Genomic DNA, 24,534 nt, shown 5'->3' with positions numbered 1-24,534 from the left:
TATTCTTCGAAAGGACTGATCCCATGGCAAAGAAACGCATCACGTTCGGCATCATGCTGCAGGGGCCTGGTGGCCACATGAACGCATGGAAGCATCCGAGCGGGCCGCCGGATGCAAGCGTCAATTTCGAGTTCTTCGTCAACACCGCCCGCAAGGCCGAAGCGGCGGGTATCGCTTTTGCTTTCGTCGCCGACGGTCTTTACATCAACGAGCAGTCGATCCCGCATTTCCTCAATCGCTTCGAACCGATTTCCATCCTTTCGGCGCTGGCCGCCTCGACCTCGAAGATCGGCCTGGTGGGTACGGTCTCGACCTCCTATAGCGACCCTTTCACGATTGCCCGGCAGTTCGCGACGATCGATCTGATAAGCGGGGGCAGGGCGGGCTGGAATGCCGTCACCTCGCCTCTCGAAGGTTCGGGCCGCAACTACAGCCGCGAACATCCCGAGCACGAGCTGCGTTACGAGATCGCCGATGAATATCTCGATGCCATCAAGGGGCTCTGGGATTCATGGGATGACGATGCTTTCATCCGCAACCGCGAAACAGGCGTCTATGTCGACAAGGCGAAGTTGCACCGCCTCAACCACAGGGGCCGCTTCTTCCGGATCGAAGGGCCGCTGAATATCGGCCGATCCAAGCAAGGCCAGCCGGTCGTCTTCCAGGCAGGCGCCTCAGACTCGGGTATCCGGATTGCAGGCAAGCATGCCGATGCCGTCTTCACGAACGGCGGCCCGATCGAGGAAGCGAGGGCGTTCTATCGACAGCTCAAGGACAGCGTGATCGCGCACGGCCGGCCGGCCGCGGAGGTCGGCATTTATCCGGGCATCGGCCCGATCGTCGGGGCGACGGCTGAAGAGGCGGAAGCGAAGTATCAGGCGATCCGCAACCTTGTCACTATCGAGGAGGCGCTGCTCTACCTCGGTCGCTTCTTCGACCATCACGATTTCAGTGTCTATCCGCTGGACGAGCCGTTTCCTGATCTGGGCGATATTGGCCGCAACAATTTCCGCGCCACCACCGATCGCATCAAGAAGACGGCACGCGAGAAGGGGCTCACGCTGCGCGAGATTGCTCTCGATGTCGCTACCCCGCGGACGAGTTTCATCGGCACGGCGGACCATATCGCCGATGAGATCGTCCGCTGGGTGGACGGAGACGCCGCCGATGGCTTCATCCTCGGCTTTCCCGTGATCGCGGAAGGTTTCGACGACTTCGCCAAATACGTTCTTCCGATCCTTGCAAAACGCGGCTATTTCGACCCGGTGCTAAAGGGCGAGACGCTGCGCGACCATCTGGGCTTGCCCTACCGCGAAAGCCGCTATGCCGCTCGGGAAGACGTTGAACATGGAAAGGTCGTCGGCGCGTGAGCGCCGGGGAGATTGCCATGGACGTCATCGCCCCGAGCCACGCTGCAAGCGACCCGGTCGAGAGGAAAATTGCCAGCTATCTCGACGAGATCATCGCACTGCGCCGCGACTTCCATCAATATCCCGAGCTCGCCTTCCAGGAGCGTCGGACGAGCAAGATCATCGCGTCCCATCTTTCCTCCTGGGGCTACGAAGTGGCCACGGGCATTGCCGGCACCGGCATTGTTGCCACCCTCAGGCGCGGAGACGGTGAAAAGCGGATCGGTATCCGCGCCGATATGGACGCTTTGCCGATCGAGGAGGCAACGGGGCTCGCCTATGCCAGCAACAATCCTGGCGTCATGCATGCCTGCGGCCACGACGGCCACACGTCGATCCTGCTGGCAGCGGCTCGCTACCTTACAGACAGCGGAAATTTTAATGGCACGCTTCGCCTGATCTTCCAGCCAGCCGAGGAGATCGGCGCCGGCGCCCGCACGATGATTTCCGAAGGGCTGTTCGTGCGGTTTCCTGTTGATGCTGTGTTCGGGCTGCACAATTGGCCGGGCGTATCCCTTGGCCAGTTCGGCTTCGTCGAGGGTCCTGCCATGGCTTCCGTCGATCAGGCGAAAATCCGCATTGTCGGCAAGGGCGGTCATGGAGCCGAACCGCAGAAGGCGGTCGACCCGGTGCTTGCGTCCGCTTCCTTCATCACGGCGTTGCAAAGCGTGGTGTCGCGCAATGTCGATCCGCAGGACATGGCGGTCGTCACCGTCGGCTCCATCCATGGTGGCTCAGCCTCGAACGTCATCCCCGAGAATGTCGAGTTGAAGCTGACCATGCGGGCCTTCAAGGAAAGCATCCGGGAACAGCTCAAGGAGCGCATTCCGGCGCTTGCCCGAGCGCAGGCCGAAAGTTTTGGCGCCCATGCCGAAGTCGACTACCGGCTTGGTTTTCCGGCCCTCCTCAATCATCGCGACGAGACCGCCTTTGCCCGCCTAGTGGCGCTTGAAACGTTCGGCGACAGTCGGATCGAACAGGGTTTCAGGCCGCGCACGGCGAGCGAGGACTTCGCCTTCATGCTGCAGGCGCAGCCGGGCAGCTACCTCTTCGTCGGCAATGGCGACAGCGCGCCGCTCCACAGCGCCTACTATGATTTCAACGACGCGATCATCGCGCCCGCCGCCCACTACTGGGTGCGGCTTGTTGAGACCTTCCTCAAATGAAGACGGCAAAGGGATTGGCAACCAACATGACCGATACTTTTCTCTATACGAGCCCAATTGATCCACGCGCCAAGCCGCTGATCGACGAGCTAATCGTCGAATATGACAGCCGCTACGGCACTTTCTTCAATGCCGAAGGGGCTGCCGCGGAGCTAAATCGCTATCCGCCCGAAGCTTTTGCGCCGCCGGACGGCAATTTCCTATTGTTGATCCGTGATGGCGAGACAATCGGTGGCGGCGCCTTCAGGCGCTATGATGAGCGCACGGCCGAGTTCAAGCGCATCTGGACCCGCCACGATTTACGCCGTCAGGGCCTGGCGAAAAGGATTCTGGTCGAGCTGGAAACCCAGGCGGCGCGGCAAGGCTATTCCCGCATCTATCTGACAACAGGGTTCAGGCAGCCCGAGGCAGTGGGCCTTTATCTCGGCTACGGCTACACGGCGCTGTTCGACCAGGCGATCGATCCCGAAATCCACAGGACGCTGCCCTTCGAAAAGGATGTCGGCCATCTCGCGGACGTCGCTCTAGAAGATGCGGCTGGACCGCGATTGCGGCGTGCGGCGGGAAACGCCTGAAGATAGCCGACAGTACCTGCGGGGATAAGCATCATGGCACTTACGACGGATTTTGCCGGCATCGAGCCGAGCGGACAACCCAATTTGCAGAGGCCTGCCGAACAGAGGTCAGACTATTCGCACTACAAGATCGTCCCGGCCCGGTATCCGAGCCGGCAGGTGGGCTCGGTATTTGCGGTCGCGGTCATCGGTTCGATCCTCTATTCGACATTCACCAATCCGCAATGGGGTTGGAACATCTTTGCCGAATGGTTTTTTGCGGCCCCCGTCCTGGCAGGGCTGGGGCGGACACTGCTGCTGACGGTGCTTGCGACCGTGTCCGGGTCGATCCTTGGAACGGCGCTGGCGCTTGCCCGCGTATCAAAATCGCCGCTGCTGTCGGGTCTATCCTGGGGCTATATCTGGCTATTGCGCTCAATTCCGATGATCGTGCTGCTCTTGGTGCTCAATAATCTCGGTTATCTCTACCAGACGATCCATGTCGGCGTGCCCTTCACCAATGTGGTGCTCATCGACTATCCCACGGTTCAGCTGCTGACACCGTTTGCCGCAGCCTTTCTCGGGTTGACGCTCAATCAATCGGCTTTTTCGGCCGAAGTCGTGCGCGGCGGCATTTTGTCCGTCGATCAGGGGCAACTGGAGGCCGCCGCCGCGCTCGGTCTGCCCAGGTATCGTCAGGTCTTCAAGATCGTGCTGCCGCAGGCGATGCGGTCGATCTTGCCGACGGGCTTCAACGAAGTCATCGGCCTTGCGAAAAGCACGTCGGTCGTCTACGTCCTGGCGTTGCCGGAGCTGTTTTATACCGTCCAGGTCATCTACCGCCGCAATCTGGAAGTCATTCCGCTGCTGATGGTCGCGACTGCCTGGTACCTGGTGATCATGACGGTGCTGTCAGTGATCCAGTATTACATCGAACGCCACTTTTCCAAGGGCGCGGTGCGCAATCCGGCGCCAGCGCCATTTCAAGCATTCCTGCGGCGCTTCCGGCGTCCACTTCTCTTGACCGCGGCCATCAGCGCCAGCACCGGAGCACCGGCCCGGGCTTCCGGTTCTCTGCGCGAGGCCGGTGTTTTCCGCAAGGGCGGAACCGTACGAATTCATGGGATTTCCAAACGGTTCGGCTCGCTGCAGGTCCTCGACAACATTGACCTGACGCTGCTTTCCGGCAGTGTTACCGCCATCCTCGGCCCCTCCGGCTCCGGCAAGTCGACACTGCTGCGCAGTATCAATCATCTTGAACCCGTCGATGACGGCTTCATCTCGGTTGACGGCGAACTCGTGGGCTATAGCCAGAAGGGCGATACGCTTTACGAATTGAAGGAGAGGGATGTTCTCAAGCGGCGAGCTGACATCGGCATGGTTTTCCAGAGCTTCAATCTCTTCCCGCATCTGACTGTCCTTGAGAATCTGGTCGAGGCTCCCGTCTATGTGCGCGGCGTTAGGCGCGAGGAGGCGGTGCTTCTGGCGAAGGAGCTCCTAGCCCGCGTTGGCCTCGGCGACAAGATCGATGCTTATCCTCGTCAGCTCTCCGGCGGTCAGCAGCAGCGCGTCGCGATTGCCCGCGCGCTGGCGCTGCGGCCGACGGTGCTGCTTTTCGACGAGCCGACCTCAGCGCTCGATCCTGAATTGGTCGGCGAAGTGCTGGACGTCATCAAGGAACTCGCCCGCACTGGGACGACGCTGGTGATCGTCACGCACGAGATCGGCTTTGCCCGGGAGGTTGCCGATACGGTGATCTTCATGGAAGGCGGGCGCGTCCTCGAAGCGGGACCGCCCGCCCGGATCTTTGGGCAAGCCGAGCATCCCAGGACCCGGGAATTCCTCGCAAAAGTTCTCTAGTGAATGCCGCGATGCGCAGCGGGGACGACGGGTCCAAGCGTATACTCAACCATAAGATGAAATGGAGACGGGATACATGAAAATTTTCAACACGACGAAATCACTCGTGGCAGGGGTCGTTGTTCTCGCTGCACTTGGGCTCGGTGCCGCGCAGGCGGCGGAAAAGTTCGATCTCAGCCCTGATACTTCGAACCGGGTCCGCGCTGAAAAGAACGAGGCGGCAGTCAAGGCCATTCCCTCAAGCTTCAAATTCGTAACGCCGGGCAAATTCACTGTAGCGATCAACGCCTGGGACCCGCCGATCGCCACCTATGCCTCCGACGCGAAAACTGTTGTCGGCGCCGATCCTGACATCGCCTCACTCATCGCCGACAGTCTCGGCCTAGAGTTGGAGCTGGTGTCGGTCGCCTGGGCCGACTGGCCGCTCGGTGTTGCCTCTGGCAAATATGATGCCGTGATCAGCAACGTCACCGTCACCGAGGAGCGCAAGGAGAAGTTCGACTTTTCGACCTACCGCAAGGACGTGCTCGGCTTTTATGTCAAGTCCGACAGCCCGATCGGGGCGATCAAGGAGCCGAAGGATGTTGCCGGACTAAAGGTGATTACCGGCGCTGGCACCAACCAGGAAAAAATCATTCTGGCTTGGGACAAGGAAAATATTGCCAAGGGCCTGAAGCCGATCGAGGTGCAATATTACGACGATGCCGCCGCCAGCCAGCTGGCAATCCAATCGGGCCGCGCCGATGTCGAGTTCAATCCGAATGCGACGCTCGCCTATAGCGCCGGGATCACCGGCAAGACCAAGCTGGTCGGCACAGTCAGCGGTGGCTGGCCGCTGACGGCGGAAATTGCGGTGACGACGCGCAAAGGCAGCGGCCTTGCCGATCCGGTCACCATCGCACTCAATGGCCTGATCAAAGACGGCAAGTATGCCGAGGTGCTGAAGCACTGGAGCCTTGCGGCCGAAGCCATCGACAAGTCGTTGAGCAACCCGCCTGGCCTGCCAAAGTCCTGACCTGTCCCTGGGTGTGGGGCCCAGCGCGGGCCGGTCCCGGCAATTGTCGACCGGCCCGCAACCCCTGATTTGATGACGAAGACTTTGATACGGAGATGATCCAATGGCAAGCATACCGGCAGTTTGGGCATGCACTCTCGCATTAATGATGTTAGCGCTGATGGACTATGGTGCGGCCCGCGCCGATGATGTCGGTTTCGACCTGAGTCCGGAGCAATCGGGCCGTGTCCACGCCCAACGGGATGATGCGGCCATCGCTGCTGTTGCGAAGGATTTCAAGTTCGTCACAAAAGGCAAATTCACAGTCGCCGTCAGTCCGGGTGGCCCGCCGCTTGCAACCTACGCCACCGACGCTGCAACGGTCGTTGGTGCCGATCCAGACTATGCCTCCGCCATCGCCGATAGTCTCGGACTTCAACTGGAGCTCGTACCGGTGGCCTGGATCGACTGGCCGCTGGGTCTCGCATCCGGCAAATACGACGCGGTGATCTCCAATGTCGGCGTCACGGAGCAGCGTAAGGAAAAGTTCGATTTCTCAACCTATCGCCGGGGCTTGCACGGTATCTATGTCAGGTCTGACAGCAGGGTTACCTCGATCAAGCAACCGAAGGACGCGGCCGGCCTGACAATCATCGTTGGCGCTGGGACCAATCAGGAGCGTATCCTGGTCGAATGGAACAAGGAGAATGTCGCCGCCGGGCTGAAGCCGCTGACGCTGCAATATTACGACGACGATGCGGCAAGTCTGCTGGCGTTGGCATCGGGCCGCGCCGATGTGATCGTCCAGCCGCACGCGCAGTTGGTCTACATCGCCGCGCGTGACAAGAACATTAGAAGTGTCGGCACGTTGAGCGCGGGGTGGCCCGATCGTTCCGATGTTGCGATCACGACGCGCAAGGCAAGCGGATTGGCCAATGGCCTGACGCTCGCCACCAATGGCCTGATCGCCAACGGCACCTATGCCAGGATTCTTGCCCACTGGCATCTGGCGGAGGAAGCGCTACCAAAGTCGGAAACCAATCCGCCTGGCCTGCCGAAATATTGAGAGAAATACGAAAATGAACGTCAGCGCCCCGTCGATCGGCCATATCGGCTTCCTTACGCCCGGCAACTATCCAGACGAGGACCCGCTTTCCGGCCTTGAAAAGACGCTGCAGCTTCTCGCATATGGCGAGGGTCTCGGCTTTCAGAGCGCCTGGGTTCGCCAGCGCCATCTGGAGCCCGGCATATCGTCAGCAACCGCTTTCCTGGCGGCGGCGACGCAGAGGACGAGCCGCATCCAGCTTGGAACCGCGGTGATCCCAATGGGTTACGAAAGCCCCTATCGGCTGGCCGAAGACCTTTCGACCGTCGATGTGCTTTCGCGTGGGCGATTGAACCTCGGGCTCAGCGCCGGCCGTCCGCTGCATGCCGATCTGATCGGGCCGCTTGCCTTTGACGGCGACTGGGCGACTTATGATTTCTCCCATGACCGCGTCCTGCGGTTCGCCGACAATCTACGCGGCACGTATCTCGGCGACGAAAATACGTTCATCAAGACGCCCTTCGGTCCGCAAAGGCCGCGCCTGCAGCCGCATGCCAAGGGTTTGGTCAATCGGATCTGGTATGGTGGCGGGTCGTTGCGCTCGGCGCGCTTCGCAGGTGGCAACGGCTTCAATCTCCTGATCGGCAATGTCACCACCGGCGAGGAGACCGATGATTTCTTTCTCGCCCAGTCGCGTCAGCTTGAAACCTACCGGACAGCTGGGGGAGCCGGAAGGCGCGTCGCGCTTGGCCGGGTTATCGTTCCCCTCGACAGCGCCGACGCCACCACGCGCCGCCGCTACCGCGACTATGCCGGCGGGCGCCACGAACGGACGTTGACGCCGCAGGGTGAGCGCCGTACGCTTTTTGCCGGCGATCTCGTCGGCACATCGGATGAAATCCTCGGACGACTGTTGGCGGATCCGATCTTGCCACATGTCGGCGAATTGCGCCTCGAACTTCCCTATGAATTCGAACACGAGGAATATTGCCAGATACTGCATGACTTCGTTACGCTGATCGCACCGGAGCTCGGTTGGAAAGCGACGTCTCCCACGGTGTCGGCGAACGAAAAACGCCGTGCCTGAGCTGCCGTTAGGTTACCTCCGCTAGGAAATTTCATTCTTCAGTCATCGCCTATAGGAACTGCAATCAGTGACGAAAATCGTTGAATACTTCTTTTCAATCGGCTCTCCGTGGTCCTTCATCGGCCTCGACGCCTTCCTCGATCTGGCCCGAAAGAACGACGTCGAGATCAAGCCGTTCCTCACCACCGTCGTCGAGGAGAACGGCGGCATCTTCTCGCGCAACCGCCCGGAGGCCCGCCGCGCCTATTGGACGCGGGATCTGAAGCGCTGGGCCAAGGTCCGAGGCAAGGAGCTTCTTCTTGAAAGTCGCCCGGCGCTCGGCGATCCGGCCCCGGCCTCGCTCTCTGTGATCGCCGCCTATTTAGACGGCCATGACTGGGTTGCGCTCACCCGCGCCCTGCAGGCGGCTTTCTGGGTGCGTGGTGAAGACATCGGCAAGCCGGAGGTGCGCAAGGCGATTGCCGATGCCGCCGGCTTCGATGGCGCAGGGCTCCTCAGGCGGGAGGCCGAGGAAGACGTAAAGGCCAAATGGGCGGGCGATCGCGACCATGCGATCAAAAGAGGTGTCTTTGGGTTTCCGACATTCGTCTACGACGGCGAGATCTATTGGGGTCAGGACAATCTGCCCTTCCTCGAACGCCATTTCGGCGGCGATAGGCTATAGGCACCCTGCCTCGCCTTGTGACCATAGTCTTCACACAATGGGCCACGCAGCCGGCATTGGCCTGTTGCAGCCGTTCTTTCAACGCGCCTCAAGCGGTCCCTGGTCTCTTCTGAGAGCGGACGGGGCCAGCGGCACGCGCCAACGGGTTCAATGCCACGGCGGCGCGAATGAGCGCCTTCAACGCCCTTTCGTCGATCTTGTCGCCCTCATGAAAATCGATGGCACGCCTGGTGTTGCCTTCGAGGCTTGAGTTGAAGAGGCCCGAAGGGTCCTCCAAAGAAGCGCCCTTGGCGAAGGTCATCTTCACGGCATTTTTGTAAGTCTCACCGGTGCAGATGATTCCGGCGTGCGACCACACGGGAACTCCTCTCCACTTCCACTCCTCGACCACTTCCGGGTCGGCCTCCCTGATGAGACTTCGGATCCGCGCGAGCGTCTCGCCCCGCCAATCACTCAGCTCCTCGATTCTCGCATCTATCAGTTGAGAGGGAGAAGGGCTGTCTTTTCCTTCCGGGATAGCGGCAACGTCAATCCTGGGCATGGCAGTTTCCTCGACAATACGGGATCTTGCTTTGGGCGCTGGTCTGATACCTGTCTAGCACGATCCCCCGTAGCAGCTCAAATGCTGACGTCAGCCTCTGACGGGCAGAAGAACACGCGGTGAAGGACAAAACGACGAAAAATGCTCTTGCAAGGCCTAGTCTGTCAGCTTTCAGCACCGCTGGCACTGTCAAGTTGTGCATCGGAGTTCCGATGACCACGAATCCGAATTTTCCATTTCCTGTTTCCGACGTGGCGCTGTTGACTCCTTCGGAATCATCCTTGGAATATGACCGCGTCGTTGACGTGGAATAGGTTGGGGCAAGAACTCGAGCGGCGCTCGCACCAATCGTATAGAGCGCCGTTTGATGTGACTGCTCGATATGTTTGCATCGTCAATCATGTCCGGGACTTCGTCGACCGCCTCAACGGTCACGTCCGCGCGCAGGGTTATCCCCATCGCCTCGGCCACCTGGTAGACGGTACCATAGCTCTTGCCATTATATTTCTAGGCCGAACTGTCCACGGTGTGACAAGCAAATTTGCAGCTTGCCGTGTTCCTCAATGAGGATTGGCCGGCGGCAGTGGCGGCAAGCAACATCGATGCGGACCTATCCAGCACCAGATAGACATTCATATAGGATGTCGCCGGACCCGCGACCGACGATGTGGCGGAGACATTCACCGAATGGATGTCGGCAATTTCCATGAAGGTGGTAGGGACGCGGGCAGTTGCGACAGCAGTAAATCGGGATTCACAACACCACCGGTCCCGTACTTTTGGATTGACTTCAATGCAGGCGGCAAAAGTTTATCCTGAAGTAAACAGGGATCGGTTACAGAATTCCCATTGCGCAGGCCCTATCCACATTGCACCGCAATCCGCAAAGCAGTGCGTTTTTTCGCCGGATCGAATAAACGTCTCCTGGAAAATCTACGAAGGAGCCAAGCCGAACTACCACGTCGGTGAGCGGCAGAAATGTCGCTCGCCGCGGCAGCCATGACAGCGTCCGGCTGCAACTATGTGCGCATCGCGCAAGTCTGTACAAAAAACGAAGCAAAATAGAAGCTGTGCACAGCTATCACCGGAGCAAGGCCTTCATGGCCTTGAATTCTTGCCATCCTCTCGGCACCCATTGGGAGGCAATGCGATGGCCATGATGGCCGTACGCGCCGCAGCAATAAGCCGCCCATCGATCACCCCCAAAGCCGATGGGCGGCTTTGCTTTGGCAGTCAGGTCCAAACTGTAGGGCTGCCTCGCGCACTCGCGCGAAGATCCAGCGTCAGGTGTTCAGATCGGTCGGCTCGACGACCTCAAATTGCCAAAGTCGCTGAAATTCTGTGCCTGCGTAATAGTGCGCAAAGGCAGGCACGAGGGAAAGAAGGGACTCCCCAAGCGCGATACCGATGTCGTGGGTCGCAAATCGAAACCTCGTAAGGGGCGAGGGCAGGCTCCGCAACCGACCATCCTCGAGACTGACTATTTCGACATCGCGACCCGGCTCCAGATTGGATTGGCGCAGGCACGTATAGACACCGGACGCCAAAGCTTCGTTGATAAGGATGATACCGGTCGGCGGGTCGGCATTCATCAATAGTGTGTTGCAGGCGGATGCAGCGCTTGCCTCGTCAAGCACAACATGGGCGACAAGTGCAGGATCGAAGGCAATGCCACGTTTTTCCAGGGCGCGTTGGTATCCAACCAGTGTTATCTGCCCGAAATTCAATGGGCCGGCTGGCACCATGATCGCAATTCTCCGATTTCCGCTCCGGTAAAGCCGGTCAACCGATTGCTCTGCGAAACTTTCAAAATCGAGATCGATCCATGGCTGCTTGTCGCGAAATCCCGTTCGGCCAAGGGTAATGAAGGGCATCCCCTCTTTCGTCAGCAGAGCGACGCGCTTGTCATTTGGGCGCGTGGCTGAAAGAATGAGGGCATCCACAAACCGCCGCTCCACAACGCCTCTCAGGTACTCCACCGGGTCTTCGTCACCACTACAGGGAAGGACGACGAGACTAAGCGCGTGGCGCCGCATGACCGTTTGAACGCCGTCGAAGATCGACATCAGGAAGAGATCGATATTGCTAGTGAGCTTGGGGTGGGTCTCGATCATGAAACCGACGGTTTTTGAGACACCCTGCCGAAGGCTGCGGCCCGACTGCTTTGGTTGATATCCAAGCAACTTCGCGCTTTCGACGACACGTCGTCGCAGTTCCTCGTTGACATAGGGATGATTGTTGAGCGCCCGCGACACGCTTGCGACCGAGACGTTCAAATGAGCCGCGATATCCCGAATTCCAACCATCAACCGCTCTTATTTTTCATGCACATTCGATGGGCAATAGCTGTGAATAGAGGTTTGACAGGGAAATTTTCAAGCGCTAATTTATGTAAACGTTACACACTGGCATCAAATAGCTGAAGCGCAGCGAGCGACGCTGGAATGGAGCGCCATTTGGGCTCATGCGTGGAGCCGCTCTCCAATGGGTGCGCGGCGATGCGAACGAAAAAGCGGTTGGCTACGCAGGAGAACTGAAAGAGTGGGCGCAGGCGAGCACGTTTCCCGTTTCAAGGTAATCGAAGCCGATGTCGACCAACTCCGTCAGCACTACACAAGAACTATAGCATCAGCGCATGTTAATCCGCTCGCGGGCAGCAAGACAATCTCCGTCGAGGATCTGCACTTTACCATTGGCGAGTTCGACATCTGGGCGGGGAACTGCCAGTCCGGCATGGAAGTTTGTTTCTCCGAGGCTCCCGATGTGTACGCGATGTATTTTCCGCTAGCTGGAGGGTTGGAATTCGAGTTGGGTGGACGAAAATATTTGTCGACACCGGAAACACTCACGGCGTGCGATCTTGCCCAGTCGAGCTCGCTGCGTTTTCATCCCAACCGTAGTCATATCGGCATGGGATTCAGCCGGAAGGCACTGACGCAACAACTGAGCGAGATGATTGACGCGCCAGTCATCCAGGACATCGAGCTGCTTGCGACAATCGATGCCGCCAGCGGTCCCGGTAGGAAACTCGCTACCATGTGCAAGCTGCTTTGGACCGACCTCGTCACCAACGTGGAGGACGCCGCTGGTTCGCACTCGAACAAGATGCTGATCCGGGCAATTATGGTGACGCTGCTTGAGACCTTGCCCCACAAATATTCCTCGCTGCTGGATCGACGCCAGTCGCCTGCAGTGCCGAGGCACGTCAAGCGCGCGATCGACTACATGGTCGCCCAGGTGGCGTCGCCCCTAACGATCGAGGAAATCGCCCGCGAAGCTGGCGTCAGTGTTCGGGGGCTGCAGATGGCGTTCCAGCAGTTCAAGGATATGACCCCCATGACCTATCTGCGCCAGCTGCGCCTTGATGGCGCCAGGCGAGATCTCAAGTCAAGCACGCAGCAGGATGTGCTTATTTCCGACATCGCAAAGCGGTGGGGGTTTTCACACATGGGACGGTTTTCCGCCATGTACGTCAATGCATTTGGCGAGATACCCCGCCAGACATTGAACCGTTCCAGACAGCCGGCTTAGCGTCGATTCGACCCGCCGTCGCAAAGCGACAGGCGTCTGTACCCAGCTCCCGCAGCGTCGCAAGATGTGCTATATCGATACTTGCTCCTTGCCTAAGCAGCCATGCTCCTGAAATTGATGTTGCCTTTGGTACCATATGCGGTCTGGCCTGAGTGTCGTCTATGCCATTCAGCGGATCGGCTGAGAGGAATTGAACATGCGCATTATGATCGCAGCCACTCTCATTCTCGGTCTTGCACAGATCCAGCCGGTCGCGGCGGCTGAGACCGCCAAGTGCGCGCCCGTGAGCGAAAAGGAAATAGCAAAGCTTTTCGACCGGTGGAATACATCGCTTGCGACGCTCAAACCGGAGGCGGTTGTCAAGAATTACAGCGAAAACTCTGTTCTTCTCGCGACCCTGGCGAACAAACCGCGTCTCACGCATGCCGAACGGCTCGAATACTTCGAGCATTTCCTTGAGAAGAAGCCGAGGGGGCATATCGACAGCCGCGACATCAAGATTGGATGCAATTGGGCGGTGGACGTGGGGACCTACACTTTTACCCTTAAGGACGGTTCGAAGGTCCCGGCTCGTTACACCTATACCTATGAGTTCGAAAACGGTCAGTGGCTGATCACGTCGCACCACTCTTCGATGATGCCGGAAAAATAAATCCGGCATCGACGACATCACGGCCAGCGATCGCAATCGTCTGTGCGTACTAGGCTCCGTCGCGGAACAGATTCTTGGCCATGAAATTGACGAAAGCCTCGACCTTCGGGGACGCATGGCGATTGGCCGGCCACATGATGCGAAACGGGCGGCTGTTGCGCAGATATTCGTCAAGGACTGCTACCAGCTGGCCGCCTTCGAGCTGCCGGCGGACGGTGAAGAGTGGAACGCAGGTAAGACCAAGCCCTTGTTCTACGAGCGATATCAACGGTTCAAGCGTGCTTGCAAGGACGGTCTTCGGCAGCTCGATGTCGATGGCAACGCCATTTTGATTGAGCGGCCACGGCTCCAGTTTTCCGGTCGACGGGAAGCGGTGGTGGAGACAGGCGTGCTTGGTCAACGCGACGGGTTCGGCCGGAAATCCTGCCCTTTGAAAATAGGCCGGCGAACCGACGATCTTGTGCGAAAAATTGCCAAGCGTTCGCGTCTTCAGCCGCGAGTCAGTGGCGTCGCCTGTCCGCAGGACCGCGTCGAAACCTTCTTCGATGACATCGACCATCCGATCGCTATAATCGAGTTCGAGTTCAATCTCGGGGTAAGCGCGCACGAATTCGCCGATGACCGGCATCAGCAGCATGTTGAGCTGGGGCAGGCTGACGCGCAGTCTGCCGCGTGGAGCGGACATCGTTCGGGCGATCTCCGTCTCCGCTGCCTCGACCTCGTCGAAGATCCGCTTGCACCTGCTGAGAAAGATGGCGCCTTCTGCGGTGAGTGTGATGCTCCGTGTGCTGCGGTGAAACAGGCGCACCCCGAGCCGGCTTTCCAGCCGCGCTATGGCCTTGCCGACAGCTGATGGTGAAACACCGAGCTGCTGCGCCGCCGCCGTAAAACTGCGCGTCTCCGCTGCTTGGACGAAGACACCAAGGGATCCAAGGCTATCCATGCGACCTCTCAGAATTAGCGACAGAAATGTCCGTTGTGTTTCGAACTGTAGCCTGATTTTCCGCGAACGGAGAGGGCATATCTACGCTCCATCATCAACCGATGGAGACTATTATGACCAAGCTTTATCAGCCAATCGATCTCGGCGCCTTCACCTTGTCACACCGCGTCGTGCAGGCGCCAATGACGCGCCTTCGCTCCGAGCAGCTGGGTGACGTCCCCGGCGATATCATGGTCGACTTCTATGGCCAGCGCGCCTCTGAAGGAGGCTTGCAGGTTGCCGAGGCAACGCCGGTCTCAATCGTCGGGCGGGGATATCTCGGCGCTCCCGGCATCTATTCCGACGAACAGGTCGCCGGCTGGAAAAGGGTGACGGATGCCGTTCACGCCAAGGGTGGCCGTATCTTCCTGCAGATCTGGCATGTCGGCCGCCAGAGCCATGTCGACATGACCGGCGGCGTTGCGCCGGTGGCACCGTCCGCCGTGCAGTATGAACAGGTCGTCATGACCAAGGATGGCTGGGTTCCGGTCTCGCCGAACAGGGCGCTTGAGACGGATGAGATCCCTGGCATCGTCGAAGAATTCCGTCGCGGCGCCGTGCGTGCAAAGGCAGCCGGCTTCGACGGCGTCGAAATTCACGGCGCCAATGGCTACCTGATCGATCAGTTCCTCCAAGACGGCACCAACAAGCGCACGGACCGGTATGGCGGTTCCGTTGAAAATCGGGCGCGCTTCCTGCTGGAAGTTGTGGAGGCCGTCGTCTCCGTCTGGGGGCCGCATCGCGTCGGCGTTCGCCTTGGCCCGAGCGGGACCTGGGCGTCCATGTCCGACAGCAATCCGGAACGGATTTTCGGCTATGCGGCCGAGCAGTTGAGCCGCTTCGATCTGGCCTATCTGCACATCATCGAGCCGCGGATCGTCGGCGCCGAAGCGCCGATCGAGGGCAAGCCGCCGGTGGCCGCCGCCAATATTCGCAAGGTCTACAAGGGCACGATCATTGCTGCCGGCGGCTTTGATCGCCGCGGTGCGGAGGAGATCGTCGACCACGGTGATGCGGACCTGGTCGCCTTTGGCCGACACTTTTCGTCCAATCCCGACCTGCCGCGCCGGCTGCGCGAAAATCTTCCGCTGACGCCCTATGACCGCGATACCTTCTGGGGCGGCGATCACCGGGGCTATACGGACTTCGCGGCCTTTAAGGAGCGTATTGCGGCCGAATGACCGAACTATGACTAGTGTTGCGACGAGCGGTTCTTCCAGCGGCTCGTCGTTACTCTAACTATCTCGGCCCAGCGCGCCGCGCAGCGCCCGGACCTGTTGGTTCAGCGCGTCGAATTGTTCCGGCGTCATGCCGGAGCGCTCCATCAGTGTTTCGCCGAGACAACTGCTCTGTACGAGCAAGGTCCGCCCGACGTCGGTGAGCCAAACGTGGACCTGTCGCTCATCGACCTTGCTGCGCCGGCGTTCGACGAAGCCTGCCTGTTCCAGTCGCTTTACCGGCGGTGTAACCGTGCTCGACTCCAAGGCAAGCCGATCGGCAATGGCACCGATCGTCACTCCGTCCTGCTCTCCCAAGACATTCAGCACCAGATATTGCGGATAGGTGATCCCCATCGCATCCAGCATCGGCTTGTAGGTGCGGTTGATCGCCATGCTTGCCGCGTAAAGCGAAAAGCATAGTTGGTTATCCAACGGGACGGGTGCGACGCCGGACATCAAATTTCTCCTGACAATGTTCACTGCCAGTTTCATATCACGAAAAAGAATATCGCGATAAGAGTTTTCGATGGACAAAATTCTAAAACAGCTCTAGCATATTGATACCGCGATAATTAATATCGCGATATCAATCAACAGGAGGTCGCAATGAGTCAGTCGAACAATCAAGCCACTCGCCGCGGCGTAATGACTGCCGGGCTTGGCCTCGCCGTCACGGCGGCGGCCTTGCCCTTCGTCAAGCCCGCCCAAGCTTCCACGCAATCAAATTCGAAAGGCAAGGACATCATGAGCAGCAGCACCATCACCACCAAGGACGGCACGCAGATCTATTTTAAGGACTGGGGGACAGGTCAGCCGATCGTCTTCCACCATGGCTGGCCATTGAGCGCGGATGACTGGGACAACCAGATGCTGTTCTTCCTGGACAAGGGCTATCGTGTCATCGCGCATGATCGCCGCGGACACGGCCGTTCAAGCCAGACGGCGACCGGCAACGACATGGACACCTATTCCGCCGACATGGCTGCACTTGCGGCCCACCTCGAACTGAAGGGCGCCATCCACGTTGGCCATTCGACAGGCGGCGGCGAAGTCGCCCGCTACGTAGCCCAGCATGGCGGCAACGGCCGGGTGGCGAAGGCCGTCCTCATCGGCGCCGTGCCTCCGATCATGGTCAAATCCGACAAGAATCCGGGTGGTACTCCCATCGAGGTGTTCGACGGCTTCCGCGCCGCGCTTGCCGCCAACCGCGCCCAGCTCTACCTCGATATTCCGACCGGACCGTTCTACGGCTTCAACCGCCCGGACGCTAAAATCTCGCAGGGCGTGATCGACAATTGGTGGCGCCAGGGCATGATGGGCGGGACCAAGGCTCACTACGATTGCATCAAGGCATTTTCGGAGACCGACTTTACCGAAGATCTCAAGAAGATCGATGTGCCTGTGCTCGTCATGCATGGGGATGACGACCAGATCGTGCCGATCGCCGACGCGGCACTGTTGTCGTCCAAGCTGCTCAAAAAGGGCACGCTGAAGGTCTACAAAGGCTTTCCACACGGCATGGCCACGACCCACGCAGACGTCATCAACGCCGACCTGCTGGCTTTCTTCAAGTCCTGATCTTCTGCGGCAACCGACCCGAAGCGTCCGCCCAGGCGGGCGCTTTTTCATGGATGTCAGATCGTCGTGCTGACATGCTGTTCGCGTCCATAGAGCGACACAAGAAGAACGATGATCAGGCCGAGCGCCGCCTGCACGGCTGCCGGTTGAAATCCCATCCCGATCAAAAGCGTGTTGATCTCCGTCAGCACCAGTACACCAGCGATCGTGCCGAGAAAGCTGCCGCGACCACCGACCAGCGCCGCGCCGCCGACGACGACGGCTGCGATGGTCTGGAACAGATATGGCTGTCCGACGTCGCCATAGGCCGAGCCGGTAAAGCCGAGCAGCAGCACACCGGCAACGGCGGCAAAGAGCGCGCTGATGGCAAAGGTGGTGGCCCACATCGCTACCGGGTCGATCAGTGCCAAGGGAGCGGCACCCGGATTGCTGCCGAGTGCGTAGAGCCTGCGGCCGTAGGGTGAGCGGGAAAGCACGAGGATGATGAAGGCTGCGACAACGACGAGGCTCGGCACCAGCCACGGAACCGGCAACGGACCAACAGAGCCGCCGATGGAGACGAAGTCGGAAACCGATTGCGGCGCAGAGCCCGAAGGGAAGCCTGCGGTCCACAGCAGAACGCTACCCTGGACCACCATGCCGGTGCCAAGCGTCACGATCAGCGGATGGATATCGAGCTTGCGTGCCACATAGCCGTTGAAGGCCCCGATCAACATGGCGAGCACCGCCACGAAAATGCAGACAAGCCCAAAATTCCAGCCGTCGCCATAGAGCTGGGCAGCAACGACATTGGCGAAACCGATGAGGAAGGGGATGGAAAGATCGATGCCACCCAGGATGACCACCAGCGTCTGGCCGATAGAGGCAACTGCCAGCAGCGACGCTATAACGAGCATCGCCCGAATGGCGAAAGGAGACGAATAGCCAGGGATGAGGATGGAGCCGATCAGATGCAGAGCCGCGGCAATGACAAAGGCGCCGAAGACGCGTCCGTTGGTGCTTGTGAGGAATGTCTTGAGCCGGATCATAGCGCTCTCCTTACCGCACGCTCCTGGACTGCAGTCAGGACCACTGCAGCGACCAGGATGGCGCCGTAGGCGATCTGCAGCACATAGGTGGACACGTTGAAAGATGTCAGCACGCTCTGCAGCAGGAAGATGTCGATGGCGCCGATCGCTGCTCCGATCAGTCCTCCCCGTCCACCGGCCAGGCTGACACCGCCAAGCGCCACCGCGGCGATGGCAATCAGCGTGTAGTTCTGGCCGATATTCGGATCGGCCGAGCCGATCAGCGCCGTCAGCATCAGCCCGGCGATACCTGCAAACAGACCGGTGACAACATAGGCGATGAAGCGGACCTTGGTGACATCTACACCGGCCGTGTAGGCGGCGCGGTCGTCGCTGCCAATCGCCATCAACTGATCGTAATATGGCAGGCGCCGGATCAACCACCAGGCAATCGCCATCACCGCCAGCGGCAAGATCGAATAGGTCCCCGACATCGCCTTCAGCCACTCCGGCGCCGGACCGATCGGAGCCGGCAGGATCGTCAGCGTCACGCCGGTCAGGACAAGATATGTTCCGAGCGTCGCGACGATAGGCTGGATGCGGATGATCGTCGCCATGAACCCGTTGACGGCACCGATGCCGGCGCCGATCAGCAGTGCTGCCGGAACGATCACCAATGGCGACGAAATGCCGGCCGAAAGGAAAATTCCCTGGATGACGACGGCGTTGACAAAGCCCATTTGCGGACCGATGGAAATATCGATACCGCCACGGCCACCGAGGATGACGGGGGCAGAGGCGAGTGCTGCGCCAACCAACGGCGCCGCGAGCCCGATCAGCGTGCCCCAGGCGGAGGGCTGAAAGCGGGCCGGATTGAAAAGCAGGTTGGTGACCAGGAGCACGACCAGAAGCACAACGGCAAAGCCGGCGCTGCGCAGGATGGTCGATGACCTTGAAGACGAAACCACCGGGCTCATTTCGCCCGCCCGAACATTGCGGCGATGACGTTGTCTGCGGTCATGCTGTCTCCCGTCATTTCGGCGGTCACCTCGTTCTCGCGGAACACAAGGACCCGGCTGCAGAGAAGCAGGATCTCCTCGATCTCGCTTGACAGGATCACCAATGTCATCCCCTCGCGCGCCAGATTTCGAAAGACGTCATAGAGAACGTGTCGGGTTGCGACATCGACGCCCCGCGTCGGATCGTTGAGCAACAGGACGCCCGGCTCCAGCGCCAGCGCGCGGGCCAGCAGCACCTTTTGCTGGTTGCCGCCGGAAAGCGTGGTAATCGCCGCGTCCGGCCGCGGCGCGGAAATCGACAGCTTGTCGCGATATGTCTCGTAGCGCCGGCGACGGTGTTGCGTTCTGATGAGGCCAAGCATGGTGTCTCGTCCAACCGTCGAGATCGCAAAATTGTCGAGCACCGATTGGGTCGGGAAAATTCCGGTTGCGCGTCTATCGCGCGGCAGATAGGCGACACCGTTTGCAACCGCCTTGCGAAAGCCCGTCACCTCTGTCCGGCCGGTTGGCCCATCGAGCACGACCCTTCCCGAGAGAGGGGCCTTCAGCCCTGCGAGTATTTCCAGAAAGCGCTCCTGCCCGTGGCCATCGAGGCCGGCAAGGCCGACAATTTCTCCCGGGCGGATCGCCTGCGAGATCGGCGCAGCGGCAATGCCTATGACCAGCTCTGTCGTCGCGATCGAGATGGGATCAGACATGAAGCAGCTCCGCGGCGGTCTGCGGCGCCATCGCCTTCAAAAGCTCCGTCGCAGTCGAGCCACCACAGTCCTCGGTTCTGACGACCTGGCCGGCGCGCAGGACCGAAATGCGGTCGGACAGTGCCATGACCTCGTCCATGCGGTGTGTGATGAACAGCAGAAGCGATCCTTCGCCGGCGAGCTGCCGCATCAATGTGAAGACGGACTCGCGGTCGGCATAGTCGAGCGCCGCGGTGACCTCGTCGAGGACGAGGATGCGCGGGCGGCGTACCACGGCGCGGGCCAGCACGATCAGTTGCTGAGCTGCGAGCGGCAGAGAGCCGGCCGGCGCATCCAGCGGCACGTCGGTGATGGCAAAACGACCGAGTGCTGCGGCGGCCGTCTCGCGACGCCGGTCGCGCGCGATCCGGCGCTTGATCAAGCCGTCGAGCCCAAGGAGGATATTGTCAGTCACCGATCGGTCAGGTGCAATCAGCACCTCCTGGAACACCGTGGCAAAGCCTGCCGCCTGAAAATCGGCCGGGCTGCGGCCGGAGAACGGCTTGCCATCCAGCTTGATCAGGCCGCCGTCCGGCTGGACGATGCCTGACAGCAGTTTCACCAGCGTGCTTTTTCCCGAACCGTTTTCGCCAAGGATTGTATGCACCGTGCCGGCGCGAAAGGAGATGGTGGCGCCTGACAGAGCAACCGTCTCTCCGTATCGCTTGGAAACATCTTCTACTTCAAGCATTGATCACTCTTGAAAAGAACGGATCGCAGCCCGAACGGGAGCTGCGATCCTGGTTCGGTCACTTGGCGCAAGCGTCCGGCGTCTTCGAATAATCCCAGCCGATGGTCGGCTTGGCGCCCGCGAAATAGGCGTCCAGCAGGTCTTCAGGCATCGGATCGGTCGGCGGAACCGGGAAGATGGAAACCGCGTCCGGCGTCATGCAGTCCTTGTACCATTTTCCGAGGTCGGCTTCATGCACGGCCGGGATCGCGATCATCAGCGTGTTGAGCTTCGGCTTCTGGCCGTCGAGCATGCGGGCTCCGACCCGGAACAAGGTCTGGGCCGTCCAGTGCGGCAGGAGAGCATGGCCCTCGAAGCGGTACTTGTCCGGATTGGCCTTCCAGTAGCCGAGCGCGTCGCCGGTGAGCGAGCCGGTGATCAGCGGGGCCGGGCGGCCGGCCTGGGCAAAAGCCTCGGCGATGACGCGGCTCTCGCTTCCCGTCGACCATACAGCATCAATCTTCGCCGGATTGGTGGCGATCGCCTGCAGCACGACCGTCTTGGTAACGTTGGCCGTCCAGTTGCCGTTGACGCTGCGCGACACCTTGAGGCCCTTGTCTTCGGCCAGCGCCTTGTCGCCGCCCTTGCGTTCCTGCGCGACGATCGGGTGGCCGGCGATGCCTTCGACCATCAACACGCTGCCGCCGCTCGGCAGCGACTTGTTGATCGCGGTCATCATGTCGTAGCCCCAGCGGGCATAGTTGGAATCGACATTGATCGCGTTCGGGCTGGTGACCGAGCCGGCGGCGGTGATGAACGGAATACCCGCCTTGGCCGCAGCCGCGATCGCATCGTCCAGCGCGGTCGCCGAGCCGGGGATCGAGGTGATGATCGAGCATTTCTTGTCGATGAAGGCGCGGATCTGATTGATCTGCTGGCTGACATCGTTGTTGGAATCGGAGACTTCGAAGCTTGAAACCGTACCGTCGGCGATCAGGCCGTCGACGAGGCGCTTCAGTTCCTTGGTGACGGTGACGCGCCACGGATTGCCCTGGTAGGATTCCGAGTGGCACCATTTCCAGGGCTTTGGCGGCGGCGTCCAGTTGTCCCATGCCGATGGCAGCACCTTCTGCGGCGCGCCGTCATATTGCGCTTTCAGCAGGTCCGGCAGGCCTTTGACGACGGCTGTCACATCCTGCGCATAGACATGCGTCGTCACCGACAGCATTGCCGCCGCGGCCACAAGGCCACCCATTGTTTTCCTCATGTTGGTTCTCCTCCACCTTGTTGATCCAGCCCCTCTCCCGGGCCGGCACGCTAGTCCAGTCCGAACTCTTTCCAGATCGCGTCATTGTGTTCGCCGACGCGCGGCGCTGCCCGATCGAATTTTGCGCGTGCCCCGTTGATGCGGACGGGCGAACGCGTCGTGGTGATCGAGACGCCGTCTTCGCGCTTTACCGTTTGCAGCATGTCGAGGACCTGGAACGCTTCGCTGGCCAATAGCTCATTCCAGTTCAGGACGCGAGCGCACCAGATGTCAGCAGGCTCGAGAATGGCCAGCCATCGATCGACAGTCCCGGCCGCGATGCGACCGGCGATCAACGCCTTGATCTCGTCGCGCGCCGTGAGCCATGTTGTCGGATCGTCGCGATAGGGCGCAAGCTCTGGCATGTCCAGAAGCTCCGCGAGTTTGGGAATTGGCGTCATTGCGATTGCGATGAAGCCATCGGTCGCCTGATAGACCCCATAGGGTGCCGAGAGGTAAGCGTGCGCGCCCTGAACCGAGGAGCGCTTCGGCAGCTTGTGGCCGCTGTTCATATGGACCGTCAGAACTTCGACCTGGAAATCGATCAGCGCCTCGAACAAGCTGGTTTCCACCAGGCTGCCCTTGCCGGTCATGCCTCTGCGCACCAATGCGGCCAGGATGCCCTGTGCCGCATCGGCGCCGGCAAGCATGTCGCCGATCGCCAGCCCGAACGGCACCGGCCCCTGGCCCTCGTCGCCGTTCAGCCACATGACGCCGGAGCGCGCCTGGGCCAGGAGATCCTGGCCCGGACGCTTGACCCATGGGCCTTCGGCGCCATAGCCGCTGATCGAGCAATAGACGAGGCGCGGGTTGACCGCCTGCACGGCTTGGTAGTCGAGGCCCAGCCGCTCGATCACGCCGGGGCGAAAGTTCTGGACGAGCACGTCGGCCTTGGCGATCAAGGTCTTCAGCGCCCGCATGTCGCGTTCGCTCTTCAAATCGATCGCCAGGCTCTCCTTCGATCGGTTGATGGCGTGAAAGATGGTCGAATCGCCGCTTTCGCCATCGCTGAGATAAAGCCCGCGTGAGAGATCGCCACCATCCGGTCGTTCGATCTTGATGACCCGCGCGCCGAGGTCCATCAGGCGCAGGGTGCAATAGGGACCGGAAAGGAACTGGCTCATGTCAACAACAACGAGGCCGGCCAGCGGCAAATCACGACCCACACTCATCGACACGCACCTCCCGTCGTCTTGCCAAGCCGGGGCAAAAGGTGGACTTCCGGAGGCACCACGCCTCGCTCAACTCTTCTTATGTGAAGAATATTTTCACATATGGATCGCTTTTGCAAGTCCTGACAGAAGGCGCTAGCCTCTTCGTTTACCGAAGTCTATACCGCAACCGTGGAAGACGCTTACGCAATTTAAGATTGCTCTTGGAATTCGACTGCATCTATTGGAGGAAAGCATGGGTTCTCAATATATCGCCTTCGTCGGAACGCTCAATCGCGAAGCACCCTACTTCCAGGGCGCGCGTGGCAATGGCCTTGCCGCCTATAGCTTCGACGAGGAAACGCTCGAGGTCCAAAAGCTGGACGTGGCGCCGGAAATTGAAAACCCGACCTTCCTGTCCGTCGACGCGGGCGGCACACATATCTACGCCAATTCGGAGATTTATGGTTGGAAGGAAGGTCTCGTCAGCGCGTTCCGCTTCGATCGCGAGGCGGGGACATTGACCTATCTCAACATGCAGCCGACGCTCGGCAGCATAACTGCGCACAACGCCGTGACGCGTGACAACCGCAAGCTTATAGTCGCCAACTACGGCATGGGCAGCGGCGGCCCGGACCAGGCAGTCGTGGTCTATAGCATCCGCGACGACGGCGGGTTGGCGCCGCCGATCACCAGTGTTGCCCATGAAGGCACCGGCCCGAATGAAAGCCGGCAGGAGCGCAGCCACGCCCACAGCGTCGCCGAACTGGCCGGCGGGATCGTTGTCGTCGCGGACCTTGGCACCGATAGCCTGGTGTCCTATCGGCTGAGCGAAGGTGGCGCGCTGCAGGCGCTGGCCTTGACGAAGACCGCGCCGGGCGCCGGACCTCGCCATATCGCGGTCCATCCGAACGGAGAATTCCTCTTCGTCATGAACGAGCTGAATTCGACGATCTCAAGCTTCGCCATCGATAGTCATACGGGCAAGCTGACGGCCATCGACGCACAGCCGGCCGTGCCTGAGGAGAACCTTGAGGAAAACCATTGCGCCGACATCCAGATCTCGCCGGATGGCCGCTTCCTCTATGGCTCCAATCGCGGTCATGACAGCATCGTTGTCTTTGAGACGGACCCCGCCAGCGGCAAGCTGTCGCAAGTCGGCTTCTTTCCCTGCGGCGGCGCCACGCCGCGCAATCTGGCGCTCACGCCCTCGGGCCGGCACCTCTTCTGCGCCAATCAGAACAGCGACCGCATTTCGATTTTCGAACGAGATGCCCAGACCGGGGCGCTGATGGACACCGAAGTCACAATAGAGATCGGCACCCCGATGTGCGTGCGCATCGTCCGCTGATCGACGTTCC

The 24,534-nt window shown here is 60.2% G+C and carries 23 protein-coding genes; 13 read left to right on the top strand and 10 right to left on the bottom strand.

Annotated elements, in window-relative coordinates:
* Window positions 1–23: 23 nt before the first annotated feature.
* From CPY51_RS06560 to CPY51_RS06525, 8 genes are all read left to right on the top strand, one after another.
* Window positions 24–1,370 (top strand): LLM class flavin-dependent oxidoreductase, encoded by a 1,347-nt coding sequence (locus CPY51_RS06560; protein ID WP_111159597.1) that lies wholly within the window; start codon window positions 24–26, stop codon window positions 1,368–1,370.
* A gap of 17 nt (window positions 1,371–1,387) precedes the next feature.
* Window positions 1,388–2,575, top strand: coding sequence for a M20 aminoacylase family protein (locus tag CPY51_RS06555; protein ID WP_111159487.1), 1,188 nt, complete (start codon window positions 1,388–1,390; stop codon window positions 2,573–2,575).
* Window positions 2,576–2,601: 26 nt separating this feature from the next.
* Entirely contained in the window at window positions 2,602–3,150 is a 549-nt protein-coding gene (locus CPY51_RS06550) for a GNAT family N-acetyltransferase (protein WP_111159596.1), read from the top strand.
* Between the two features lie 33 nt (window positions 3,151–3,183).
* Window positions 3,184–4,989, top strand: coding sequence for an amino acid ABC transporter permease/ATP-binding protein (locus CPY51_RS33730; protein ID WP_111159486.1), 1,806 nt, complete (start codon window positions 3,184–3,186; stop codon window positions 4,987–4,989).
* 76 nt (window positions 4,990–5,065) lie between these two features.
* The gene (locus CPY51_RS06540; protein WP_111159485.1) at window positions 5,066–6,004 is read left to right on the top strand and encodes an ABC transporter substrate-binding protein; all 939 of its coding nucleotides are present in this window, start codon (window positions 5,066–5,068) and stop codon (window positions 6,002–6,004) included.
* A 103-nt stretch (window positions 6,005–6,107) separates the two neighbouring features.
* The gene (locus tag CPY51_RS06535; protein WP_111159484.1) at window positions 6,108–7,049 is read left to right on the top strand and encodes an ABC transporter substrate-binding protein; all 942 of its coding nucleotides are present in this window, start codon (window positions 6,108–6,110) and stop codon (window positions 7,047–7,049) included.
* Between the two features lie 13 nt (window positions 7,050–7,062).
* On the top strand, window positions 7,063–8,115 hold the full coding sequence (locus tag CPY51_RS06530; RefSeq protein ID WP_111159483.1) for an LLM class flavin-dependent oxidoreductase: 1,053 nt from the start codon (window positions 7,063–7,065) through the stop codon (window positions 8,113–8,115).
* A 67-nt stretch (window positions 8,116–8,182) separates the two neighbouring features.
* On the top strand, window positions 8,183–8,779 hold the full coding sequence (locus tag CPY51_RS06525; protein ID WP_111159482.1) for a 2-hydroxychromene-2-carboxylate isomerase: 597 nt from the start codon (window positions 8,183–8,185) through the stop codon (window positions 8,777–8,779).
* 88 nt (window positions 8,780–8,867) lie between these two features.
* On the opposite strand, the gene CPY51_RS06520 is transcribed toward CPY51_RS06525, so the two are convergent.
* The gene (locus tag CPY51_RS06520; RefSeq protein ID WP_111159481.1) at window positions 8,868–9,320 is read right to left on the bottom strand and encodes a DUF1801 domain-containing protein; all 453 of its coding nucleotides are present in this window, start codon (window positions 9,318–9,320) and stop codon (window positions 8,868–8,870) included.
* Window positions 9,321–10,603: 1,283 nt separating this feature from the next.
* A complete protein-coding gene (locus CPY51_RS06510; RefSeq protein ID WP_111159479.1) occupies window positions 10,604–11,626 on the bottom strand; it encodes a LacI family DNA-binding transcriptional regulator in 1,023 nt (340 codons plus the stop codon).
* A gap of 235 nt (window positions 11,627–11,861) precedes the next feature.
* On the opposite strand from CPY51_RS06510, the gene CPY51_RS06505 reads away from it, so the two are divergent.
* Window positions 11,862–12,851 (top strand): AraC family transcriptional regulator, encoded by a 990-nt coding sequence (locus tag CPY51_RS06505; RefSeq protein WP_195909440.1) that lies wholly within the window; start codon window positions 11,862–11,864, stop codon window positions 12,849–12,851.
* Between the two features lie 196 nt (window positions 12,852–13,047).
* Window positions 13,048–13,503, top strand: coding sequence for a DUF4440 domain-containing protein (locus CPY51_RS06500; RefSeq protein ID WP_111159477.1), 456 nt, complete (start codon window positions 13,048–13,050; stop codon window positions 13,501–13,503).
* Window positions 13,504–13,552: 49 nt separating this feature from the next.
* On the opposite strand, the gene CPY51_RS06495 is transcribed toward CPY51_RS06500, so the two are convergent.
* Complete coding sequence (locus tag CPY51_RS06495; protein ID WP_111159476.1) at window positions 13,553–14,446, bottom strand: LysR family transcriptional regulator; 894 nt, start codon at window positions 14,444–14,446, stop codon at window positions 13,553–13,555.
* Window positions 14,447–14,559: 113 nt separating this feature from the next.
* Between CPY51_RS06495 and CPY51_RS06490 the strand changes: the two genes are divergently transcribed.
* Window positions 14,560–15,666, top strand: a complete 1,107-nt coding sequence (locus tag CPY51_RS06490; RefSeq protein WP_111159475.1) for an alkene reductase — start codon at window positions 14,560–14,562, stop codon at window positions 15,664–15,666.
* A gap of 54 nt (window positions 15,667–15,720) precedes the next feature.
* On the opposite strand, the gene CPY51_RS06485 is transcribed toward CPY51_RS06490, so the two are convergent.
* Window positions 15,721–16,161: a MarR family winged helix-turn-helix transcriptional regulator gene (locus tag CPY51_RS06485; RefSeq protein WP_111159474.1), complete on the bottom strand. Its 441-nt coding sequence runs from the start codon at window positions 16,159–16,161 to the stop codon at window positions 15,721–15,723.
* 288 nt (window positions 16,162–16,449) lie between these two features.
* Between CPY51_RS06485 and CPY51_RS06480 the strand changes: the two genes are divergently transcribed.
* On the top strand, window positions 16,450–17,283 hold the full coding sequence (locus CPY51_RS06480) for an alpha/beta fold hydrolase (RefSeq protein ID WP_244598505.1): 834 nt from the start codon (window positions 16,450–16,452) through the stop codon (window positions 17,281–17,283).
* Between the two features lie 56 nt (window positions 17,284–17,339).
* Here CPY51_RS06480 and CPY51_RS06475 read toward each other — a convergent pair whose 3' ends face one another.
* Genes CPY51_RS06475 through CPY51_RS06450 form a run of 6 tightly spaced genes read right to left on the bottom strand, consistent with a single transcriptional unit; the run spans window position 17,340 to window position 23,194 of the window.
* Window positions 17,340–18,311 (bottom strand): ABC transporter permease, encoded by a 972-nt coding sequence (locus CPY51_RS06475; protein WP_111159472.1) that lies wholly within the window; start codon window positions 18,309–18,311, stop codon window positions 17,340–17,342.
* Window positions 18,308–19,267 (bottom strand): ABC transporter permease, encoded by a 960-nt coding sequence (locus CPY51_RS06470; RefSeq protein ID WP_111159471.1) that lies wholly within the window; start codon window positions 19,265–19,267, stop codon window positions 18,308–18,310. Before CPY51_RS06470 ends, CPY51_RS06475 begins: the two co-directional genes overlap by 4 nt.
* A complete protein-coding gene (locus CPY51_RS06465) occupies window positions 19,264–20,007 on the bottom strand; it encodes an ATP-binding cassette domain-containing protein (RefSeq protein ID WP_111159470.1) in 744 nt (247 codons plus the stop codon). Before CPY51_RS06465 ends, CPY51_RS06470 begins: the two co-directional genes overlap by 4 nt.
* A complete protein-coding gene (locus tag CPY51_RS06460; RefSeq protein WP_111159469.1) occupies window positions 20,000–20,737 on the bottom strand; it encodes an ATP-binding cassette domain-containing protein in 738 nt (245 codons plus the stop codon). Before CPY51_RS06460 ends, CPY51_RS06465 begins: the two co-directional genes overlap by 8 nt.
* A gap of 58 nt (window positions 20,738–20,795) precedes the next feature.
* A complete protein-coding gene (locus CPY51_RS06455) occupies window positions 20,796–21,983 on the bottom strand; it encodes a substrate-binding domain-containing protein (RefSeq protein WP_111159468.1) in 1,188 nt (395 codons plus the stop codon).
* 50 nt (window positions 21,984–22,033) lie between these two features.
* Window positions 22,034–23,194, bottom strand: a complete 1,161-nt coding sequence (locus CPY51_RS06450; protein WP_111159467.1) for a CaiB/BaiF CoA transferase family protein — start codon at window positions 23,192–23,194, stop codon at window positions 22,034–22,036.
* 235 nt (window positions 23,195–23,429) lie between these two features.
* On the opposite strand from CPY51_RS06450, the gene CPY51_RS06445 reads away from it, so the two are divergent.
* Window positions 23,430–24,524 carry a lactonase family protein gene (locus CPY51_RS06445; RefSeq protein WP_111159466.1) on the top strand — a complete coding sequence of 365 codons (1,095 nt, stop codon included), beginning with the start codon at window positions 23,430–23,432 and terminating at the stop codon, window positions 24,522–24,524.
* Window positions 24,525–24,534: the final 10 nt, after the last annotated feature.

It is taken from the genome of Arminella tubonensis (assembly GCF_003240585.1).
Lineage (GTDB): Bacteria > Pseudomonadota > Alphaproteobacteria > Rhizobiales > Rhizobiaceae > Rhizobium > Rhizobium tubonense.
This window is presented reverse-complemented; position numbering and strand designations above follow the sequence as displayed.